This window comes from Sphingobacterium sp. MYb382 (genome assembly GCF_037572665.1).
GTDB lineage: Bacteria > Bacteroidota > Bacteroidia > Sphingobacteriales > Sphingobacteriaceae > Sphingobacterium.
This window is the reverse complement of the sequence record NZ_JBBGZT010000029.1, coordinates 278,894-299,398: the sequence shown is the minus strand read 5'-3', so window position 1 is coordinate 299,398 and position 20,505 is coordinate 278,894. Positions and strand designations below refer to the sequence as shown.

At 39.0% G+C, this 20,505-nt stretch carries 22 protein-coding genes; 11 read left to right on the top strand and 11 right to left on the bottom strand.

The window, feature by feature from the left end:
* The first annotated feature begins 60 nt into the window (after nt 1-60).
* Genes WH223_RS18985 through WH223_RS18975 form a run of 3 tightly spaced genes read left to right on the top strand, consistent with a single transcriptional unit; the run spans nt 61 to nt 2,522 of the window.
* Entirely contained in the window at nt 61-957 is an 897-nt protein-coding gene (locus tag WH223_RS18985; protein ID WP_340049444.1) for a CdaR family protein, read from the top strand.
* Nucleotides 958-1,554 carry a dephospho-CoA kinase gene (gene coaE, locus WH223_RS18980; RefSeq protein ID WP_340049443.1) on the top strand — a complete coding sequence of 199 codons (597 nt, stop codon included), beginning with the start codon at nt 958-960 and terminating at the stop codon, nt 1,552-1,554.
* Nucleotides 1,551-2,522 carry an MBL fold metallo-hydrolase RNA specificity domain-containing protein gene (locus tag WH223_RS18975; RefSeq protein ID WP_340049442.1) on the top strand — a complete coding sequence of 324 codons (972 nt, stop codon included), beginning with the start codon at nt 1,551-1,553 and terminating at the stop codon, nt 2,520-2,522. The genes coaE and WH223_RS18975 overlap by 4 nt, the downstream gene beginning before the upstream one ends.
* A 210-nt stretch (nt 2,523-2,732) precedes the next feature.
* Here WH223_RS18975 and purH read toward each other — a convergent pair whose 3' ends face one another.
* Both purH and purN read right to left on the bottom strand, forming a co-directional pair.
* Nucleotides 2,733-4,259, bottom strand: a complete 1,527-nt coding sequence (gene purH, locus WH223_RS18970; protein ID WP_340049441.1) for a bifunctional phosphoribosylaminoimidazolecarboxamide formyltransferase/IMP cyclohydrolase — start codon at nt 4,257-4,259, stop codon at nt 2,733-2,735.
* A 114-nt stretch (nt 4,260-4,373) separates the two neighbouring features.
* Nucleotides 4,374-4,949 carry a phosphoribosylglycinamide formyltransferase gene (purN, locus tag WH223_RS18965; RefSeq protein ID WP_340049440.1) on the bottom strand — a complete coding sequence of 192 codons (576 nt, stop codon included), beginning with the start codon at nt 4,947-4,949 and terminating at the stop codon, nt 4,374-4,376.
* A gap of 105 nt (nt 4,950-5,054) precedes the next feature.
* Here purN and WH223_RS18960 point away from each other — a divergent pair, with 105 nt between their 5' ends.
* Nucleotides 5,055-5,549: a TlpA family protein disulfide reductase gene (locus tag WH223_RS18960; protein ID WP_340049439.1), complete on the top strand. Its 495-nt coding sequence runs from the start codon at nt 5,055-5,057 to the stop codon at nt 5,547-5,549.
* On the opposite strand, the gene WH223_RS18955 is transcribed toward WH223_RS18960, so the two are convergent.
* Genes WH223_RS18955 through WH223_RS18940 form a run of 4 tightly spaced genes read right to left on the bottom strand, consistent with a single transcriptional unit; the run spans nt 5,546 to nt 9,683 of the window.
* A complete protein-coding gene (locus WH223_RS18955; RefSeq protein WP_340049438.1) occupies nt 5,546-6,976 on the bottom strand; it encodes a serine hydrolase domain-containing protein in 1,431 nt (476 codons plus the stop codon). The two genes, WH223_RS18960 and WH223_RS18955, sit on opposite strands and share 4 nt — an antisense overlap.
* A 24-nt stretch (nt 6,977-7,000) precedes the next feature.
* Nucleotides 7,001-7,738, bottom strand: a complete 738-nt coding sequence (locus tag WH223_RS18950; protein ID WP_340049437.1) for a LytR/AlgR family response regulator transcription factor — start codon at nt 7,736-7,738, stop codon at nt 7,001-7,003.
* Nucleotides 7,731-8,768 carry a sensor histidine kinase gene (locus tag WH223_RS18945; protein ID WP_340049436.1) on the bottom strand — a complete coding sequence of 346 codons (1,038 nt, stop codon included), beginning with the start codon at nt 8,766-8,768 and terminating at the stop codon, nt 7,731-7,733. Before WH223_RS18945 ends, WH223_RS18950 begins: the two co-directional genes overlap by 8 nt.
* Nucleotides 8,769-8,774: 6 nt before the next feature.
* Nucleotides 8,775-9,683: a LiaF transmembrane domain-containing protein gene (locus WH223_RS18940; protein WP_340049435.1), complete on the bottom strand. Its 909-nt coding sequence runs from the start codon at nt 9,681-9,683 to the stop codon at nt 8,775-8,777.
* Between the two features lie 275 nt (nt 9,684-9,958).
* Between WH223_RS18940 and WH223_RS18935 the strand changes: the two genes are divergently transcribed.
* The 6 genes from WH223_RS18935 (at nt 9,959) to WH223_RS18910 (ending at nt 16,421) form a co-directional block, all read left to right on the top strand.
* Nucleotides 9,959-10,294, top strand: coding sequence for a DUF3276 family protein (locus WH223_RS18935; protein WP_340049434.1), 336 nt, complete (start codon nt 9,959-9,961; stop codon nt 10,292-10,294).
* A gap of 266 nt (nt 10,295-10,560) precedes the next feature.
* On the top strand, nt 10,561-12,681 hold the full coding sequence (locus WH223_RS18930) for a S9 family peptidase (RefSeq protein WP_340049433.1): 2,121 nt from the start codon (nt 10,561-10,563) through the stop codon (nt 12,679-12,681).
* A gap of 151 nt (nt 12,682-12,832) precedes the next feature.
* Complete coding sequence (locus tag WH223_RS18925) at nt 12,833-13,627, top strand: hypothetical protein (protein ID WP_340049432.1); 795 nt, start codon at nt 12,833-12,835, stop codon at nt 13,625-13,627.
* 7 nt (nt 13,628-13,634) lie between these two features.
* The gene (locus WH223_RS18920; RefSeq protein ID WP_340049431.1) at nt 13,635-14,795 is read left to right on the top strand and encodes a 1-deoxy-D-xylulose-5-phosphate reductoisomerase; all 1,161 of its coding nucleotides are present in this window, start codon (nt 13,635-13,637) and stop codon (nt 14,793-14,795) included.
* Between the two features lie 89 nt (nt 14,796-14,884).
* Nucleotides 14,885-16,204, top strand: a complete 1,320-nt coding sequence (gene rseP, locus WH223_RS18915) for an RIP metalloprotease RseP (protein WP_340049430.1) — start codon at nt 14,885-14,887, stop codon at nt 16,202-16,204.
* 10 nt (nt 16,205-16,214) lie between these two features.
* The gene (locus WH223_RS18910; RefSeq protein WP_340049429.1) at nt 16,215-16,421 is read left to right on the top strand and encodes a YwbE family protein; all 207 of its coding nucleotides are present in this window, start codon (nt 16,215-16,217) and stop codon (nt 16,419-16,421) included.
* Nucleotides 16,422-16,494: 73 nt separating this feature from the next.
* Here WH223_RS18910 and asnA read toward each other — a convergent pair whose 3' ends face one another.
* The 4 genes from asnA to WH223_RS18890 form a co-directional block, all read right to left on the bottom strand.
* Complete coding sequence (asnA, locus tag WH223_RS18905; protein ID WP_340049428.1) at nt 16,495-17,499, bottom strand: aspartate--ammonia ligase; 1,005 nt, start codon at nt 17,497-17,499, stop codon at nt 16,495-16,497.
* Nucleotides 17,500-17,671: 172 nt separating this feature from the next.
* Nucleotides 17,672-17,998: a HesB/IscA family protein gene (locus WH223_RS18900; protein WP_340049427.1), complete on the bottom strand. Its 327-nt coding sequence runs from the start codon at nt 17,996-17,998 to the stop codon at nt 17,672-17,674.
* A gap of 157 nt (nt 17,999-18,155) precedes the next feature.
* Nucleotides 18,156-18,560, bottom strand: a complete 405-nt coding sequence (locus WH223_RS18895; protein ID WP_340049426.1) for a DUF5606 family protein — start codon at nt 18,558-18,560, stop codon at nt 18,156-18,158.
* Nucleotides 18,561-18,600: 40 nt separating this feature from the next.
* Nucleotides 18,601-19,059, bottom strand: a complete 459-nt coding sequence (locus WH223_RS18890; protein WP_340049425.1) for a peptidylprolyl isomerase — start codon at nt 19,057-19,059, stop codon at nt 18,601-18,603.
* Nucleotides 19,060-19,223: 164 nt separating this feature from the next.
* Here WH223_RS18890 and radC point away from each other — a divergent pair, with 164 nt between their 5' ends.
* Nucleotides 19,224-19,913 carry a RadC family protein gene (gene radC, locus WH223_RS18885; protein ID WP_340049424.1) on the top strand — a complete coding sequence of 230 codons (690 nt, stop codon included), beginning with the start codon at nt 19,224-19,226 and terminating at the stop codon, nt 19,911-19,913.
* 21 nt (nt 19,914-19,934) lie between these two features.
* Here the strand turns inward: radC and WH223_RS18880 are convergent, their stop codons facing one another.
* Complete coding sequence (locus WH223_RS18880; protein WP_340049423.1) at nt 19,935-20,339, bottom strand: putative signal transducing protein; 405 nt, start codon at nt 20,337-20,339, stop codon at nt 19,935-19,937.
* Nucleotides 20,340-20,505: the final 166 nt, after the last annotated feature.

The following is a 20,505-nucleotide window of genomic DNA, read 5'->3' as shown; positions in this document are numbered from 1 at the left end:
TTTGCTAATATGGCGCAACCAAGAAGAGCTAAGGTAAGACAACGAAAAATTGCAATTTTTTTGCGATGCATTGTTATATCTTTTCTTGCTTGGTTATTGATTGCTATTTCCAGTGAGCAGACCTATACCATTAAAGCGGGTATATCGTATGTGAATATCCCGGAGCAAAAAGCTTTTCACCCACTACAATCCGATACGGTAAGTGTGCATATGAAGATGAGTGGCTGGAAAATCTTTCTAAAGAAGCTTTATCCCGATACGCCGCAGGTGCAAGTAGACTTGAGCGGCTTGCGTACCCGTAGTTTTATTGTATTCACCAACCAGCTAGGGTATATTAACCGACAGTTTCCTACCGACAATCAGGTTGTATCTGTAAGTCCCGATACGTTATTTTTCGATTTTTCTAAACAAACACAACGTAAGGTTCCAGTGAAACCTGTCTATAGCTTACAGTTTAAGAAGCAGTATGGTATTATTGGTGATACGCGTGTTAATCCGGAGTATGTAACCGTGACGGGCCCTTTGGAGGATGTTGCTAATATTGACTTTCTAGAAACGGATACGATTCGTGGAACGTCTGTAGGCGCTGATGTGCGTACTATTGCTTATCTGAATAAGCATCAAAAGAATAATATTACCATCTATCCAACTTTCTCGGAGGTGACCGTACCGATTGGAGAGATTACGGAGAAAATAATCGAAATACCTCTTCGGGTTGAGAATGGGGAGCGTTATACGTCTGTACGTACGATTCCATCGAAGGTGAAGGTTACCTTTTTGGTTTCTTTGAAAGACTATAATAAATGGACGGCTCGTGATTTCGAAGCTATCGTTGATATGGAAAGTTGGGAGAAAAACCAAGTGAAGACACTTCCTGTGTTGTTAACGAAAATACCTCCTTATTGCGAGTTGATAAGTATTGAACCACAGAATATAGATTTTTTTGTTAGAAAGTAAATGGGCTTAAAGATAGGTATTACTGGCGGTATTGGCTCCGGAAAGAGCTATGTAGCCAAGATATTCAAGGCGCTGGGTGTGCCCTTTTATGATGCTGATCGCGTAGCGCGCAACATTATGGAGGAAAGTGATGCCGTTCGTGCCGATTTGATTGCGGCCTTTGGCAAACAGGTTTATCTGCCGGATGGTCATCTAGATCGTCCTTATCTTTCATCGGTTGTATTTCGTGATCAAGCGAAGCTTGATATCTTGAATGGGATTGTCCATCCTGCGGTTATTAAGGATGGCGAAGAATGGAGTGCTAAGCAGCGAGGGCCGTACTCCTTGAAAGAAGCAGCCTTGCTCTTTGAAAGTGGCTCCTACAAAAAATTAGACTATACCATCTTGGTTGTTGCTCCTGAGGATTTACGTATAGCGCGTGTTATGTCTAGAGATCAAGTCAGCCGAGAACAAGTAATAGATCGTATTAAAAAGCAAAAAACAGATCAGGAAAAAAAGACAATGGCAGATTTCATCATTGTGAATGATGAACATGAACCTTTGTTGGAGCAGGTATTAAACTTGCATTATCGATTCCTGGAGGAATATAAAAAATGAGTGAAATTTTAGAAGACTTTTTAGTTAAAACCGAGTTTGGTTATTATTGCCGTTATGGCAATTTTTATATTGATGCCCTTTCACCTGTACAGCGCAATCTGATATCACATGCGCATGGTGATCATGCTACGATGGGGCACAAGCAGCTATGGGCTACGGTGGCGACGTTCGCTTTTATGCGTAATAAGTTTGGTAAACTGCCTGAAGCAAGCGTGAATACGGTTTCTTTCAATGATACGTTTACGTTAGAGGAGGTTGCTATAACCTTTGTTACGGCCGGTCATATATTAGGGTCTGCGCAGATATTGATGGTATATAAAGGTGTTCGTTACCTGTATACGGGCGATTATAAGTTGCAGGCTGACCCTACATGCGAGCCGCTTACGATGGTAACGGCTGACGTGTTGATTACGGAGTCTACCTTTGCAAATCCATCCGTTCAGCATCCTGATCCGGAACAAGAGATTTTAAAGTTAAAAGATAAGCCAAGCAATATTATGCTGGGCTGTTATGTGCTTGGGAAAGCACAGCGCTTGACTGAATTGATTAATCGTTACCTTCCGGAGCGCGAAGTATTGGTACATCATAAGATGCATGCGGTACATCAGCTTTATGATGAGCTAGGGCCTATAAAACTCAAGTATAGCCTTTACAATCGTAAGGCTATGAAAGACGGCAAGCAGAATAAGATCTATTTGGTGCCACCTTTGACTTTTAATAGTTACTTTAGGGCTAAGGGTGTGTTGCGTGCTTTTGCCTCAGGCTGGGAGCGTTTACAGCAGCAGAATGATATATCTTTATATATCTCTGACCATGTGGATTGGAGCGATATCCTTCATTATATTGATGCAGTGAAACCTAAGCAGATTTGGACTATCCATGGTGATGGTCGTGAGTTAAAAGCATATTTTGAAGGGAAATTACTTGTTCGTGATATCCTCAAGGAGCAAGCAGGTATTTTTATTTAGGTAATTAAGATAAGTCGATGAATAGATTTTTTAGAGATTTGATTGGCAATCGTCCACCGAAGCAAGTGGTGAAAGGATGTTTATTTTTTCTACTAGGCTTTGTTATTGTGTATTGGTTGCTGGGCTTTTTGTAAGGCCAAGCGTAACCTACGAAAAAGGGCTATCCATAGTATTGGATAGCCCTTTTTTATGCAGATCGCTTTTCGGCGATTAGTGTTTAAAGTGTCTCACGCCTGTTGTTACCATAGCTAAGCCTTTTTCGTTAGACTTATCGATAGATAACTGGTCTTTGATTGAACCTCCAGGTTGTAATACGGCAGTTACGCCAGCATCAGCAGCAATTTCCACACAGTCAGGGAATGGGAAGAAAGCATCGGAAGCCATTACGCTACCTTTAACTTCAAATCCAAAAGAAAGTGCTTTCTCAATAGCTTGTTTTAATGCATCTACTCTAGATGTTTGTCCAACGCCAGAAGCGATTAATGTACCATCTTTAGCAAACACAATCGTATTTGATTTTGTGTGCTTCACAATTTTGTTAGCGAAGTGTAGGTCTTTCAATTGAGCTTCTGTAGGTGCTGTTGTCGTTACTGCTGTCATGGCTTCAGGGCCTTCGATAACGTTGTCTTTATCTTGAAGGATAACGCCATTCAATAAGGTTTTGAAGGTAGATGTTGGTAACTCTACTGCTTTACGCTGTAAGATGATACGGTTTTTCTTAGCGGTAAGGATTGCTAATGCATCTTCTGAATAAGAAGGAGCGATCAATACTTCAAAGAAAAGGTTATTTATATCTTCTGCTGTTTCTTTATTTACTTCACCGTTGGTAATTAATACACCACCGAAAGCAGATACTGGATCGCAAGCTAAAGCTGCTGTCCATGCCTCGTTTACGGATGCACGTGAAGCTACGCCACAAGCGTTTGTATGCTTTAAGATAGCAAATGTAGGCTCTTCGAACTCATCGATGATAGCTACAGCAGCATCTACATCAACTAGGTTGTTATAAGAAAGCTCTTTACCGTTTAGTTTTGTAAACATCGCATCTAAGTCGCCGTAGAATACTCCTTTTTGGTGTGGGTTTTCTCCGTAACGTAACGTTTGTGCGTCTTGAATTGATTGTTTGAAAACAGGTAGCGGGTTTTCTTGGTTGAAGTAGTTGAAAATTGCCGTGTCGTAGTGCGATGATGTGTTGAACGCACGTTTAGCAAATTCTCTACGTTGCTCTACTGTTGTTGCACCTTCTTGATTCGCTAAGATTTCTTCTAATTCGGTATAATCATTTTTTGAAGAGATGATTACGACATCATTGAAGTTCTTTGCTGCAGCACGAATTAAAGAGATACCACCGATATCGATTTTCTCAATAATATCTTGAGCCGCTGCACCAGAAGCTACCGTTTCTTCGAAAGGGTACAAGTCGACAATAACAAGGTCGATTTCTGGAATTTCATATTGGGCTAATTGTTGTTGGTCGCTTTCTAGCGGACGTCTAGCCAAGATACCACCGAACACTTTTGGGTGTAACGTTTTTACACGACCACCAAGGATCGAAGGGTAACTTGTTAAATCTTCAACAGGGACTACATCAACACCTTGCTCGCGGATAAAAGCTTCCGTACCGCCTGTAGAGTAGAAAGTAACTCCGTACTTGTTTAGTAGTTGAATTAGAGGCGCTAAGTTGTCTTTGTAATACACGGACACCAAAGCATTTTTAATCTTAACAGGATGATTCATTGTTATCTATTTGGAGCCGCAAAGATAAGAATAAAGCGGATATTATTTGCTTTATTTTCAATTAAAACGGCCCCTCTTTACCTGTTTTACAATCAATCACCGCTTCGCGGATGGCTAATTGTATTTTTTAGTAAGATTTTCGATTACTTTTGGGAAGTATTGATGCTCTAGCTGCTGTCCTTTAAATTTCAGAATCTCTAGCGTGTCACCAGGCTCAACTTTGAATTTCGCTTGTTGAATAACTTCACCTTCATCAAAGTTCTCGTTCACAAAGTGAATGGTGATTCCATGTTCTTCTTCGCCAGCTTCTAAAACGGCTTTATGCACTTTGTCGCCATACATACCTTTGCCGCCGAATTTTGGTAATAGGGAAGGGTGGATGTTTATTATCTTATTCGGAAAGCCTTTTAGTAGGTTGCCCGGCACAAGCCATAGGAAGCCTGCAAGAACAACAAGGTCAATTTCCAAACGCTTCAATAGTTCTACAATTTCGTCTGTTTCGTAGAATGTTTTTCTATCGAATACGTGAGACGGGATTTCAAAATTATCTGCGCGTTGTAGTACGTAAGCATCAGGGTTGTTGCTTAAGACTAAGGTCACTTCGACAAGGTTAGAATATTTAAAATGCTCCATAATTTTTTGAGCATTTGAACCTGAGCCTGAAGCAAAAATAGCTATGCGTTTTTTCACGATAATGAAATTTTGTTCTGTAAATATTGATTCGTAATCAAATATATAGTATTTTTCGGAGAATACCGCGTGTTTATAGGTGTATTGAACTCTAACTCTTGAAAAATGAAACAAATCATGACAGTGAAGCGACTTTTCCTACTTTTTCTATGTGTACCCTTATTTAGCTTTGCGCAAAGCGTGAAGAAGCTCCCTGCAATAGGCACTATTCATAGTATTGATAATTCCAGTAAGATTTTGCAGCAATCATTACCTGCGAAAGGCAAGATAGTTTTTGTTTTTTATGATCCTGGCTGTGGTCACTGTCAGGAATTGGGAGTTAGTATTTCTAAGGAGTATGCATCTTTTGGTGCTGCCCAGATCTTTTTTATTACGATGAATGAGAAGACGTATGTGGATACGTATATCAGTAAATATGCTAAAGGTTTGAAAGATAAAAAGAATGTATCCTTTTGGCAGGATCCAGGGGTAGAGTTTATGGAAAAGTTCATGCCCAGCAGCTATCCAGCAACGTATGTTTTTGATGCTGCGAGCAAGAACTTAATCAAAGATTTTCAAGGAGAGAATGACGCGAAAAAGATTGTTCCTTTTCTGCGTTAATCTTTAGTTTCCATTAGTTTTTCTAATATCGCTATGCTAATTTCATCTACGGATTCTGCCGAGTTGGAAAGAGCAACAATAGCGGTCTTGGTATCCGGAGATAGCCCTATGAATGAACGGCTTCCTCCGGTTCCACCATTATGCCAGAAGTATACGCCTTGATCGGCCATACTCATATGCCAAGCGAGGCCTAAATCAATATTATGCGGCGTAGCCATGGTAAACTCACGTGTTAAGGCCATCGCATTTTGAAGCCCATTAAGAGGCATCTTAAATTGCTCTACGGCGAATAGCATCATATCTCTAAGGCTTGATTTCAGACCGCCAGCAGGTGCCATCGCTAGGAAATTCCATGCAGGCACTGCTTCACCCTTTTCATTATATACAGGAATAAAGTTTACATTTTTAGCATCCGGTTTGTCTGTTGTGCTTGTCATTTGTAGCGGTGTCAGGATAACGTCTTTCACACACTGCATGTACGTCTTTTTACTAATAATTGCTACTAGTTCTCCTAAAAGTGCCGTGCCCAAGTTGCTGTACGCATATTGACCTATCTCTTCAGGCTTGGCTTTATAGCTTTTTAAGAAGCTGAATAGCGCTTTGCGATCATATGATGCATAAGGGTCGTTCATGTTGAAGCCCGGTACTTTATCCAAGTTGGCCGGTAGGCGTGGCAATCCAGCGCTATGGTTGGCCAGTTCTTTAAAGGTTATCTTACGCAAGTCGGGGTTTCCCGCTAGGGAGTCTGGAAGGTACTTGATGATAGGGTCATCCAGTTGAATTTGATTTTTTGTCACCAAGTCGGCCAATAGCACGGAGGTGAATACTTTGGTGATAGACCCTATTTCGTAGATTGTATTTTCCGTAGGTAGCGTAGTGCCTCCTTTATGTGTAGCACCATAGAAATAGGATTTGTAGCTGTTGTTATGAAAAACGCCTATCGCTAAAGATTGGGTATTTTGCTGCTTAGCGTAGGTATTGGCTACGGAATCGATATAGAAGTCAAGTGGAGATATTTTCTCTACTTGACTTATTACTGTTTTTTCTACTTGAACTGTAGGGCGTTTTCCGGGTGCTAGGAGCAGTCCATCAAACTTGTTTTCATCGTTAACACTGAGCGTTAATTGAATAAAGTTGTTCGGGAATTCGAGTAGATAAATTCCTTTACCATCTTTAAATTCCAAAAGCTGCGCATCCTTAATTCTTCCCAACTGGTAAAAACCTTGGAGTGTAAAGGCGAATTTATCCCCGCTTATCGCTTCTTTAAAATTGTCTGCCGCTAAATTATAGACAGAGTCCGTTTTTTGGGAGTTGATAAAGAACTCTATTTTGTTGAAAAGAGCTCTATTAATTTGTTCTTCTTTACTTTGACCTTTAACAAAAAAAATGCTGCTTGCAATCAATGCTATGCTAAGAATATACTTCATAGCTGCAAAATTACAAACTATTGTTTATAAGCCAATAATTTGTTTTAAACGCGCATACCCAGATTTACTGATATTTACTTTTTCACCGTTAAGGAGGGTAGCGATATAGCTTTCTTTCTCCAGCGGCTCTATTTTAGCCAGTTGATCGACCTTTACAATGAAGGAGCGATGTACGCGTACAAACTGTTTTGGGTCAAGTTGCTTTTCAAAAGAACTCATGGTTTTATTCTTCAAGAAGAGGCCATCCTTAGTATGTATTTTTACGTAGTCATCATACGCTTCTAAAAATATCACTTGTTGTACAGGGATAATCTTAATTTGAGTTCCGTTTTTAACAACGATACGTTCTAACGATTCCTCCTCGGTAATGGCGCTAACCTTCTCGATGGTATTAGGCTTACTTTGCTGCGCAAAAGAAAGTCTGAATTTGGATAGTCCTTGTTCAAAGCGGTCTTTGCTTATCGGTTTCAGCATATAGTCGATAGCATTTTTTTCGAATGCCTTAATCGCATATTCATCAAAGGCTGTGGTGAAGATGACATTCGGAATTTCGTCTAGAATTTCTAGCATTTCAAACCCGGTAAGCTTCGGCATTTGTATATCTAAAAATACAAGGTCTGGTTGAAACTGCTGAATAGCTTTGGCTCCCTCGAATCCATCACCACATTCGGCTACAATTTGAATATCATCATACTGTTTTAGATATTCCATGATAATTAGGCGTGCTAGCGGTTCATCATCGATAATAATGGTCTTAATCATATTGAGGGATTTTTAGGGTAGAGATAAATATATTGTTCTTGATAGTGACATCGAGGAGGTCGGTTCTTCCATACAGTAAGAACAAACGTCTTTGTATGCTGGATAGCCCGAAGCCTGTTCCTTTTTTTGTTTCAAACTGATCGTTATCAAAAGGGTTGGTTATGGTGATGTAGAGCATATGATTGTCCAGGCGTATATCCATGGTTATTTCTACATGACCGATAACATTGTAAAGGCCAAATTTGATTGCATTTTCCATAAGAGGCTGTACAATCATAGAAGGTACACGTGCCGACTGCGCTTCTTCTTGTAGGTTGAAGGTGGTGCTTAATCGATGTCCGAAGCGTACTTTTTCAATATCCAAGTATAGACGTAGGTGACTTATTTCATCGTTTAGTGGAATCAGCTGTTTATCATCTTTACGCATGGTGCCGCGCAGAAAATCCGACAATTGGAAAGTCATGTTGCGCGCTTCATCAGGTTTAATGCCAATAAGCGCAATGATGGAGTTTAAGCTGTTGAACAAAAAGTGGGGCTGCAATTGTTGTCTTAAATTGTAGAGCTCCGCATCGCGCAGAATGCGCTCCGATTCTTCTTTACGTTTTTTATTTTCTTCATATTCTTCCTGTATGTTCCAGAATATATTGATGATAATGACACAAAGTAGTAAAAGGAAGTTGATGATGAAACGATAAGGCAGCACTTCAAAGAAGTGGTTTAGTGAGATGTCATCAAAAAATTGTTTTAAGAAAAATAAGCATAAACCGATACTAACGGCAGTTAATATGAAACAGATTAAGGTTATTTTTAGGTATTGATTTTTTCTTGGTAAGTAATATTGTAAGGTGCTATAGATAAGATAGCAACAAATAGTTATGGATAAGGCTCCGATGATTGGCTCATAGGGTGTCACCGGCTTTGGCCGGTGATCCCACCAGAGTAAAAAATAAGATAGCAAAAAGTATAAAACGCAAATTGTCCATGAGCTGGCATGGACGAGACGATTCTTTGAAGTTAATTTAAAAATCATGCGTCCTTAACTATTTTTAATTGTAATATTTCCCAGTATCGAAGTGCCTGTAATGTATAGGCACTTGTTTTGATCTACGGCATAAGCGAGTATGACTCTTCGGTCGTCGTTCTCCCCTAATATTGATGAAACCGAGGTGGCAATTACCCAGTGGGGAGGTACAATAATTTTTGTGCTCCCAAAGAGTTGAAATACATCAAGCGCCACAGGTTGCTGTATATCAGCTTGCAAGAAGTTGATCTCTGTGCTTCCAAATACGTTCGTTACATTACCCCCCAAGAAGTTCTTGGTGAACACTCTTTTTTTGGCGTTGCCAAAGATGGAGTCTACTTTGATATAATTCTCCCCATGCAGATTGAACTGCGGAGGTGTTTGTTGTTGTTGCTGCTGATAGTCCTGCTGATTTGGCTCCGCTTGTTGTTGAAACGGAGATTGAAACGGTGTTTCTTCAGCTTCATCATTAACGACGCGTTTGTCCCAGTCAAACTCTCCCGCATCATGTGGAGGTCTGTCCGTTGGTGCTGGTGTTGGTGGAGGTGTCGGCGGCGTAAAAGGAGGCGTCGACTGGCTGCGATTGCGCATAATCAGGAATAATCCGATGATTATAGCTCCGATTGGTAGGATTACTTTACCGAAAGGAAGAAAAAATATGTTTTTCAGTAAAAATAAACCACCTATAGAAATAAGGATAATAGACGATTTTTTTTCAAATCTGGAGTTTACGCCAATGACTAAACCTATAATGATTAAAATCATCTCCCACCCGAAGACCCAACGTGGAAACCAATAGCCTAAGTCTAAGCTTTTCATTAAGAGGGAAACGCCAAAAAATACAATGACGAAACCTACTATTGTGGCGCTTTTGCTATTTTTAGGTGGTTTTACCGGTGGCGTTGTATTATATTCTCTTTCCATTGCTGTCTGTTCTTTAATATTTGATTCAAAGGTATTGTAATGCCTATAAATCTGTTAGCCAAAATAGGCAATTCATAGCATTTATTCGGTGAATACCTGCTTTTTTTCGGTGAAATTTCTTGACACAATGAAACAAACTAGGTCCTTTAGGCGCAGCGTGTTGCGATGTCCTAAAAAAAAACTTTTTTTTATTTCAATAAAATTTGGTTGTTTGAAAGTATTTATTATATATTTATAACTGAAAAGAGGATTTAAACTTAAATACTTAACTATTAATGGGAGATTTTGAAAACAAAGAGCGTGAGGAAGTATTTTCAAAAAAGGTGAGGGCGGGAAAGCGTACTTATTTTTTTGATGTAAAGGCTACTCGTTCTAACGACTATTATGTAACCATTACCGAAAGCAAAAAACGTTTCGAAGATGGGCAATTTATCAAACACAAAATCTTCTTGTACAAAGAGGACTTTGAGAAGTTTGCTGAAGGATTGACAGAGGTTGTTGAATACATCAAAGGTAACCAAGAGGTGGTGGAAAAACGCTACGAACCGAACTTAGATGATCCAACTTATGAAAATGGTGAGTATGCTCCAAAGGACAATTTTACGTTCTAAGCAAACGACACATAAAGACATTTAAAGTCACCTCTCGGTGGCTTTTTTTTATTTAGGCTTTTTCCTTTTGCATCCACCTGTTCGCAGCATCGGTAAATTAATGCGGTGTAATAATAGATTCAAAAATAAAGTGTGCTCGACAGGTCAGTCAATTCTTTATAAAGTTCATAGCGATATTTGATTGTCTTGCCTGCAATTATGTTACAGTTATAGTAGGTTGAATTGACTGAATATTGTTATTTTCGTGAAAAATCAATCGTCTAGTTATGCGTAAAATTATACTGAGTTCGCTCTTTGGCTTGTTATTGCTTTCTACAGCACAAGGGCAGACGAAATCTTTAAGCTTTCCTCAAGCATGGGGGAGAGAATATTCCGTTACGAAACCAATCAATCGAATCAAAGGATGGGCTGATGCCAATCATTATATTGAATCGGATGCTAAAGATGGACGAGACTATAGTGTTCATGTAAAAACAGGCCAGCGTGCTTTGTATACACCGGCTGCTAAGGCTGACGTAGGGGTGTTCGTTAAGGATAAAGATATTTTCATTCAATATGGTAAGGGAGATGCTAAGCGTTTAACAAATTCACCTGAGGTGGAGGAGAAAAACCCGACTTTATCACCCGATGGTAGCTATGTTGCCTTTACACGTCAAAATGATTTGTATGCCGTGCATGTTGCTGATGGCAAAGAAGTGCGCTATACGAATGATGGTACGGATGTAATCTACAACGGTTGGTCGTCATGGGTTTATTTCGAAGAAATTTTAGGACGACCTACTAATTATAAGGCTTTTTGGTGGTCTCCAGATAGCAAGCAGTTGGCTTTCATGCGTTTTGATGATACCAAAGTGCCTATGTTCCCCATTTATGTATCTAAGGGCCAGCATGGCTATTTAGAAGAAACACGCTACCCAAAAGCTGGAGATGCGAATCCGGAAGTTAAGGTAGGTTTTGTAAAGGCGGAAGGTTCACCTGTTGTATGGGCTGATTTTAATGAAAAAATGGATCAATATTTTGGTCAACCATATTGGAGCTTTGATAGTAAGTCTATTATGGTTCAATGGATGAACCGTGACCAGAACAATTTGAAGTTTTACACCGTAAATCCTATTAGTGGTCAAAAGAGCGAGATTTATGATGAGCAGCAACCGAGCTGGATTAATTTAGATCATGATGAACGGATCACATACCTTGCCGACAATAAGCATTATATCTTAAAGTCTGACAAATCGGGGTGGGCACACTATTATTTATACACGCTATCAGGAACGTTGGTAAACCCAATTACAACGGGCGATTGGCAAGTACAGTCGTTACAGTATATCGATGAGAAAAATAAAGTGGTTTATTTTACTGCTAGAAAGGAAAATTCGGCTACTGTAGATTTATACCGTGTAGACTATACGGGTAAGAACTTCAAACGTCTTACTTTTGGTGACTACACGCATAATGTGCAAGTATCTCCTGATGGCAAGTATTTCATTACGAATTATTCTAATGTTTCTACGCCAAATAAAGTTGCTTTATTGGATCAAGATGGTAAAATCGTTAAAGAGTTGTCCGACAGTCGTGCAACTGACTTTGCGGATTATAAAATCGGCAAAACGGAATATTTCACTATTAAATCTGACGATGGTAAGTTCGACTTGCCTGTTATTATTACGTATCCAGTAGATTTCGATGTAAATAAAGTGTATCCTGTCGTGATGAGTATCTACGGAGGCCCTGATGCGGGTACCGTGAAGAATACGTGGAAAGGTACTGCTAATCAATTTTGGGCACAAGAAGGGGTAATTCAGGTAAGTTGTGATCACCGTGCTTCAGGCCATTTTGGTAAGCAAGGGGTTGCTTTGATGCACCGCAATTTAGGTCATTGGGAGCTTATCGATTATATCACCGTTGTAAAGTGGTTGAAGGCAAAATCATGGGTAGCTCCGCATAAATTGCTGATCACGGGGCATAGCTATGGTGGTTATATGACCTGTTTAGCTTTGACAAAAGGAGCTGATTATTTTGATTTTGGTATTGCTGGAGCGCCAGTAACAAGCTGGGAGCTTTATGATACGCATTATACCGAAAGATGGATGGATACACCGCAGGATAATCCTGAAGGCTATAAGGCAGGGTCGGTATTAACTTATGCGAATCAATATAAAGGGGTATTACGTATTATGCATGGTGATTTAGATGATAATGTGCATTTACAAAACACGACGCAGTTGGTTGATGCGTTGACTGATCGTAATGTTCCTTTTGAACTGATGATTTATCCAGGCAGTAGACATGGGTTTGATCGTTCAAAATCAGCTTATGACTTTAAAGAGCGTGTACGTTTCTATTACCAGTATCTACTGGAGAAACCCGTACCTAAGGCATTTAACTAAGAAATAGAGAACAAGCGTAGCCCAAAAAGCTGCGCTTGTTTTTTTTAAAAGGCTTAGTTTATCCTCTTTCTTGTAAAAAAAACTTAAATCCCTTGATTTCAATTGATGCAGATTAAAAATAATACGATATTTGCACTATTATTTATAAATCATGATACAATATCTTAAGGAGAGTACATTTAAGGCTAACGATGTGTTTTTACGTGCAGTAAAGGTTTTAAAAAGCCATTATTTCTCCATCGCAGGCTTATGCTTTTTGCTGTTTATAACCAATAATTTATCGTCATTTTTGGCGATGTATCTTAAAGATAGTGCTACTTCTGGTGTTAAAGTGCTGTTGTTATTGGTTTTTCTAACGATATTCTTTAGTCTACAGTTGGTGCTTATCAAACGCGCCTTGAGTTTGGTTACTCATCATGCTAAGCTTGCTTTTGTAGATTATATTCCGACAACGAAGCAGTTTATATCTTTTATTGTGGGCTTACTGACCGCCATTATTATCTCTGTTATTGTCGCTTGTTTGGTATATGTCTTGTGCTTTCCATTGGTATATTTAGACCTATTTTCCATGGAGCGTGTCATGTTTGAAATTCACCCTTTGTTGACCGGTATTATCTCGGTTTATATTATCCTACGTACGATGTTTTTTCCATTTTTCATCTTGGATAAAAATTTCTCAGTCTTTAAGTCATACCGTTTTAGTTTAGCGATGACACGCGGAAATGTATTTCGTTTGATTTTGGTGTTACTGATTGTTTCACTCACTTTCTTATTGCAAATGGGTACAGAATATTTAGGATATAGTATTATCGCGCGTGTATTGAGTATTGTGAATTCTTTCGTTATTATTCCATCTGTAAGTTTGGTGTTATCTATCGTTTATTCAGATATGATTCGTGAATATAAAGGGGAGGAGAATCCTGAATTTCTAAAAAGTATAATATAATCTAATTTTGAATAAAAGAAATATTGCCATATTAGGCTCTACGGGAAGTGTGGGTACACAGGCCTTGGATGTGGTTAGAGCTTTCCCTGATTTGTTGCAGGTTTCGGTGTTGACGGCGGGATCAAATGTGGATTTGTTAATTGCGCAGGCACGCGAGTTTAAGCCTACAGCAGTTATTATAACTAATGAGTCGGTCTATGGCCAGCTTAAAGAGTCGTTGTCTGACCTTGATATTCGTGTACTTTCTGGTGTAGAAGCATTAGCCGAAACCATGGAGCTTCCTGAGATTGATGTCGTGCTGAACGCTATTGTTGGTGCTGCGGGATTAAAGCCTACAGTTGTCGCTATTAAGCATGGTAAAGATATTGCCTTAGCTAATAAAGAGACATTGGTCGTGGCAGGAGAGTTAATCATGGGGCTAGCTACTGAAAATCAGGTTCGTATTTTACCTGTCGATTCGGAGCATTCTGCTATTTTTCAATGTTTGGTGGGCGAAGATCATAACCCTATTGAGAAAATTTACCTGACGGCCTCTGGCGGCCCTTTTCGCGGTAAAGATCGTGGCTTTCTAGCGGACGTTACCAAAGCACAAGCCTTGAAACATCCTAATTGGGTGATGGGCGCTAAGATTACTATTGACTCTGCTTCTTTGATGAATAAGGGCTTGGAGGTAATTGAGGCCAAGTGGTTATTTGATTTGGCAGTTGATCAAATCGATGTGATTGTTCATCCACAGTCTATTGTGCATTCTATTGTACAATTTGAAGATGGCTCGATGAAAGCACAGATGGGGGTGCCTGATATGAAGCTACCTATACAAAATGCATTAACTTATCCGTATCGTAAGCAAAATAGCTTTGAGCGTTTTAATTTTTTAAATTATCCAACGCTTAGTTTTGAGCCTGCTGATATGGAAACTTTTCGTAATTTAGAATTGGCTTATTCCGTATTGAAGGAGGGGGGCGACCGTCCATGTGTGTTGAATGCGGCCAATGAGGTTGCTGTAGACGCTTTTTTGCGTGAAGAAATTTCATTCTTAGGGATGAGCGATTTAATAGAGGCTACGTTGGCGAAGCAGGCATATGTAGCGCATCCAACTTTGGCAGACTACCTTGCTATTGATTTGGAAACGCGTTTGGTTGCTCGTGATTTAATAGGTAAGTTATAATATAATATTGTTGTGCCTCCTGTATAAGAGGCGGCATATAAAAGCGTAGTTTTTTAGTTTTTACTATACAATTAATTTAAAACGATTTGATGGGAACATTAGTAATGATTGGGCAAGTGGTATTAGGCTTGTCGATTTTGATAATATTACATGAGCTCGGCCATTTTCTCGCGGCACGTGCTTTTGGGATTAAAGTAGAGAAGTTCTATTTATTTTTCGATGCTTGGGGTGTGAAGCTTTTTAAGTTTAACTATAAAGGCTGTGAGTATGGTATAGGGTGGTTGCCTTTAGGGGGCTATGTGAAGATTGCCGGTATGATTGATGAGTCTATGGATACCGAGCAAATGAAAGAAGAGCCGAAACCATGGGAATTTCGTTCTAAACCAGCTTGGCAGCGTCTTATCGTTATGTTGGGCGGTATTATCGTGAATGTACTATTAGGTATTTTCATCTTTTGGATGTTGACTTTCAAGTATGGGGAGTCTGATTTTGATAATACGAAGATGACTTACGGTGTTGCTCCAGGTATTATTGGGAAGCAGATTGGTATTGAGAAAGGTGATAAGATATTAGCTGTTAATGGTAAACCTGCTGTTAACTTTTTAGCTGATGTATTGAGCATGGAAGTGTTGATGGGTGATGCGGTATTGACTATTGACCGTCAAGGACAGGAGCAGCAGATTAAAGTTCCTTCCACAATTTTAAATGAAGTTGCTGATCATAAGAAAAATGAATTTGTTCAGCCTCGTTTTAAATTAGATACCGTAGGTGAGATTGTGAAGGGATCTGAGGCCGAGCGAATGAATTTCCAAAAAGGGGATAAAATTGTTTCTGTCAATGGTGGAGCTATTGTATTCTTTGATGACTTCAAGGATGCCATGACGAAATATAAAAACCAAGCCATTCAAGTTGCGGTTGACCGTAAAGGGGAGATGGTGAACTTAACGGGTAAAGTTGATTCAACAGCTACGTTAGGCTTTGCGCTTAGTCAAGAGCAATTGCCTGTTCATGTGCGTGAATTCGGTTTCGCGGAGTCTTTACCTATCGGTGCTAAAAAAGCTTTTACTGTTATAACAGATAATATTAAAGGTTTCAGTAAAATATTTAAAGGGGAGGTTCGTGCAGACAAAGCACTTTCTGGACCTATTGGTATTGCTAAGTTGTTTGGTGAGCATGTAGACTGGTTTAAGTTTTGGAATCTCGTAGGTATGCTATCGATGGCTTTAGCCTTTATGAACTTATTGCCTATTCCTGCCTTAGATGGTGGCCATGTTGTATTCTTATTAGTAGAAATGGTTCAAGGAAAGCCTTTGAGTGATAAAGTATTGGAGCGTGCGCAAATGGTAGGTTTCTTTATTTTGATTGCTTTGATGATTTTCACCTTCGGTAATGATATTCTAAAGTGGTAATTCGGTAGTTATGGACGGTAAAACAAGAGCGAATATAAAACCAGGTATGTTGGTTAATATCGTGTTGAAGAAAGATCAACGTTCAGGAGCGCTGACAGAAGGTATTGTGAAGGATCTATTGACTTCAGCACCTGTTCATCATCGTGGAATTAAAGTACGTTTGACGGATGGGCAGATTGGACGCGTTCAAGAGGTCTTGCCAGATGAAGATTTTTAAGTCAGGTAGATTACATATTATAAAAAAAGGAGAAACTATAGTTTCTCCTTTTTTTATAATATAACATTACTAATTAAAGTAAGTGTACTTGTTGTAGCGCTAGGGTAGTACGTTGTTGTTCATCCCAAATACTTACTTGAACTTCACCTATATGTGATTTTTTCAACATGAACATGCACACACGCGATTGACCGATACCACCGCCAATCGATTCTGGTAGTTCGTCGTTCAGCAACATAGCGTGGAATGATAGCTTGGTACGATCCATGCTTTGGCGTATCTCCAGTTGTTGCAGTAATGCCTTTTTGTCTACACGAATTCCCATAGATGATAATTCAAAGGCTGTGTTCAAGGAAGGATTCCATACGAGGATATCACCATTAAGCCCTTTGTAGCCCGCTTCATTATCCGTACTCCAGTCGTCATAATCTGCCGCACGACCATCATGTGCTTGTCCATTGCTTAACTCACCACCAATTCCGTAGATGAAAACTGCTCCATAAGCTTGTGCTATGGCATTTTCACGTTGTTTAGGTGTGTGGTCAGGATAACGATTTAGCAACTCCTCTGATGATATAAAGAAAATATCCTTCGGTAGTATCGCTACCTTCTCCGGATATCTTTGTGCGACTTCATTTTCAGTTTCCCAAAGGGCATTATATATCTTTAAAACGCTTTCTTTTAAGAATGCAAAATTACGATCTGTTGTAGCGATACATTTTTCCCAATCCCATTGATCTACATAGATGGAATGTATAGGTGTATAGTCTTCATCGGGTCTTAAGGCGCGCATGTCTGTTAGAATGCCTTCTCCAGCTTCAATTTCAAGCTCTTTTAAACGCACTCTTTTCCATTTAGCTAGCGAGTGTACAACGACAGCTTTTTGTTCGTTAAGTGCTTTTATAGGAAAGCTAACGGGTCTTTCGATGCCATTAAGGTCATCATTAATACCTGTACCATCCAAGACAATTAAAGGGGAAGATACTGGAATTAGGTTTAATGCCAGCATTAATTTGCGTGAAAAGGTTTCCTTGACAAAGGTAATCGCTTGTTCGGTTTTTAATAAATTGCGTCCCATATAAAAAAAATGACCCTATAGATATTTAGCTAAACCTTTAGGGTGTTTTGATATTTCGTTAATGTATAAATACAAAACTAATCATTTTATTAATCAAACGGCTTATATTGTAAAAATAATACATAAAAAAAGCTTACCGAAGTAAGCTTTATATTTTTTGAATAGAAAGTGCTTATACTGAGAAGCTTTCACCACAAGCGCAAGTTCTGCTGGCGTTAGGGTTATGAAACTCAAATCCTTTTCCCGTTAAGCCATCAGAATAATCTAATTCCGTTCCGGCTAGGTATAAATAGGATTTTATATCCAAACAGATTTTAATGCCTTTATCTTCGCAGAATTGATCTCCTTTTTTCTCTTCATTATCGAAGTCTAATTTGTAAGACAAACCTGAGCATCCACCACTTTCCACGGCTACGCGCACAAAGTAATTCTGATCGTAGTTTTCTTCGCGCATGATATTATCAATGCGTTCTTTTGCTTTATCTGTGATTGTGACCATGTCGTAATTGCTATATAGTACAAAGTACGACAATCTTTTTTTTAATTACAAAGTTGGTCGGTAGGATAAATGTCAAAATATAAGGATGGAATATACGTGTTGCTTTAGGGGCTGTGAAGCAACAAAAAAGCCGTCTGAAAAAGACGGCTTTAGTTTTTTATTGAATTGGCGCTGGCGCTTCTTCTTCAAATAAAGGTAATTCCTTGATGGTGTTGTACCAAGAAATGATTTTTTTGATGTCCGAAGAGTATACGCGCGACTCATCATGACCTGGCGCTACTTCGCGGAAGAAGTCACGTAGGCTATTGCCATCTGCTTTTACATCCGGAGTGCTCAATCCTTTGTCTTTGATAGTTTGGAAAACATCTAAAAGACGAATTTCTTCTTCTTCTCCATAAATGGTGATATCCTCTAGGGTTGCCATTTTGGTTGTCGAAAGGTTAACGATATTTTTAACCTTTTTTTCGTCTAGCGATTCTAAGATAAAACCGCCTTTATTTTGACCGATTAGTTTGAATAAACCAGGTTTCCCTGTAACCGATACTAAAGCTCTTAAGTTCATAACGTTCTTTTTTAGCGTTGTTGACGCTCGATTCTTTTAATTAGTCTTCGATTACCTCGATTGTTAAAATGCGATCGCCTTGACGGATATCATCAACGATATCTACATTTTCAATCACTTTTCCAAAACAAGTATGGTTTCTGTCTAAGTGTGCTGTATTGTTACGGCTGTGACAGATAAAAAATTGAGAACCACCTGTATTACGTCCAGCATGTGCCATTGACAACACGCCACGTTCATGGTGTTGATTCTCACCTGTTAATTCACAGTCGATTTTATAACCAGGGCCACCTGTACCTGGCATGCCAGAAGCACCTTCGCGCGTATTAGGACAACCGCCTTGGATGACGAAGTCAGGTAGAACACGGTGGAAAGTTAATCCATCGTAGTATCCAGATTTAGCTAATTTGATAAAATTTGCGACGGTATTAGGAGCGTCAGCTGTGTAAAATTGCACAGTCATATCGCCCTTTTCTGTTTTGATAATTGCTTTGCTCATCGTAAAAATCTTATTATATGAAAGTGCAAAGATAAAGTTTATAATTGAAAAGGACGTTTTGAAAAAAGGAAGAAATGTTAACCTGTTTGTTTTTAGTTATTTGTGTTTGAATAGTCATCTTTTTTTTATATATTTAAGTAGCCCGATTGATAAACCTAAAAAATATGGATAAGCTTGTTATTCGTGATTGGTCTGAGGCCGATCGTCCGCGGGAAAGATTAATGGATTTAGGAAGGCGTGCACTTTCTAATGCCGAGTTATTGGCTATTATTATTGGATCAGGATCTACAGAAGAATCAGCAGTTTCTTTGTGCCGTCGTTTGCTCCTAGATTATAATAATAATCTAGATACTTTATCGAAGCTTGAAGTCACTGATTTGTGCCGTTATAAAGGAATTGGCGATGCGAAGGCTATTAGCATTATTGCCGCCTTGGAGCTTGGTCGTCGACGTAAGGAAGAGGTGCAAGTGGAAAAACCAATTTTAAATAATAGTTTTCGTGTTTATGAATACTTCAAGCATCAGTTTCAAGATCTTCCACATGAAGAATTTTGGGTTATTTACCTAAATACAGCCTCCAAAGTATTGGATAAGCATTTGATTAGTCGAGGAGGGACCGATTTTACACCGGTTGATGTACGTGTTATTTTACGCTATGCTTTGCAGCTGAAGGCAAAGACCATGTTGCTTATGCATAATCATCCGTCAGGAACTTTGCGAGCTAGTGCCGCAGATATTGAGCTGACTCGCAAGATTGTCGATTCAGCAAAAATTATGGATATTTTCGTTAATGACCATATTATCTTTACAGATACGGCTTATTATAGCTTTCGAGACGAAGGGTTGTTAAAGTAGCCCAATTTTACTTTAGCTAAATTACTGGTCAAAAATAGTGTTACAATCCTTGCAGAGGTAGCTTTTTTTTGCATAAATAGGCAGGCTTGACGTAAGAAAAGAAAGTACTGTCGCTAGCTTCGCGAATAGCCCTTTTTGGTTATTTATATTGTTTAATACCTGTGTAGACCCACAGTTCGGACAGCTTATTGTCTGATTTTCAACGTCCGTAATGGGTATTCCTTCCATTTCTTTGATGATACGTATAGCATCGTCTACATCTTCTTTATCGACATTTAGTTTGATGCCTCCCACAGCATTGCTTAGCAAAGGGTTTATACCCACAATGTTTTCATCAGCTAGATAACAGAAAATGCCTTCACTTTCAAGCTTAGTTTTAAGTAAATGCGCATCAATAGGGTTGTCAAAAGTTTTAATCGTTACCATTATTTATGCTTTTTAGATGAAGAATGTCTCAACACTAATATACTGTTTTTCTTCGTGCAAATTTAATTCTTTATCGAAACGTAATATATTTTAAGCCTTCTTGTCAGAATTGTGACCAAATTCATTTTTTTTATTGCTTTTATTTCTTAATGATTAAACAATATCA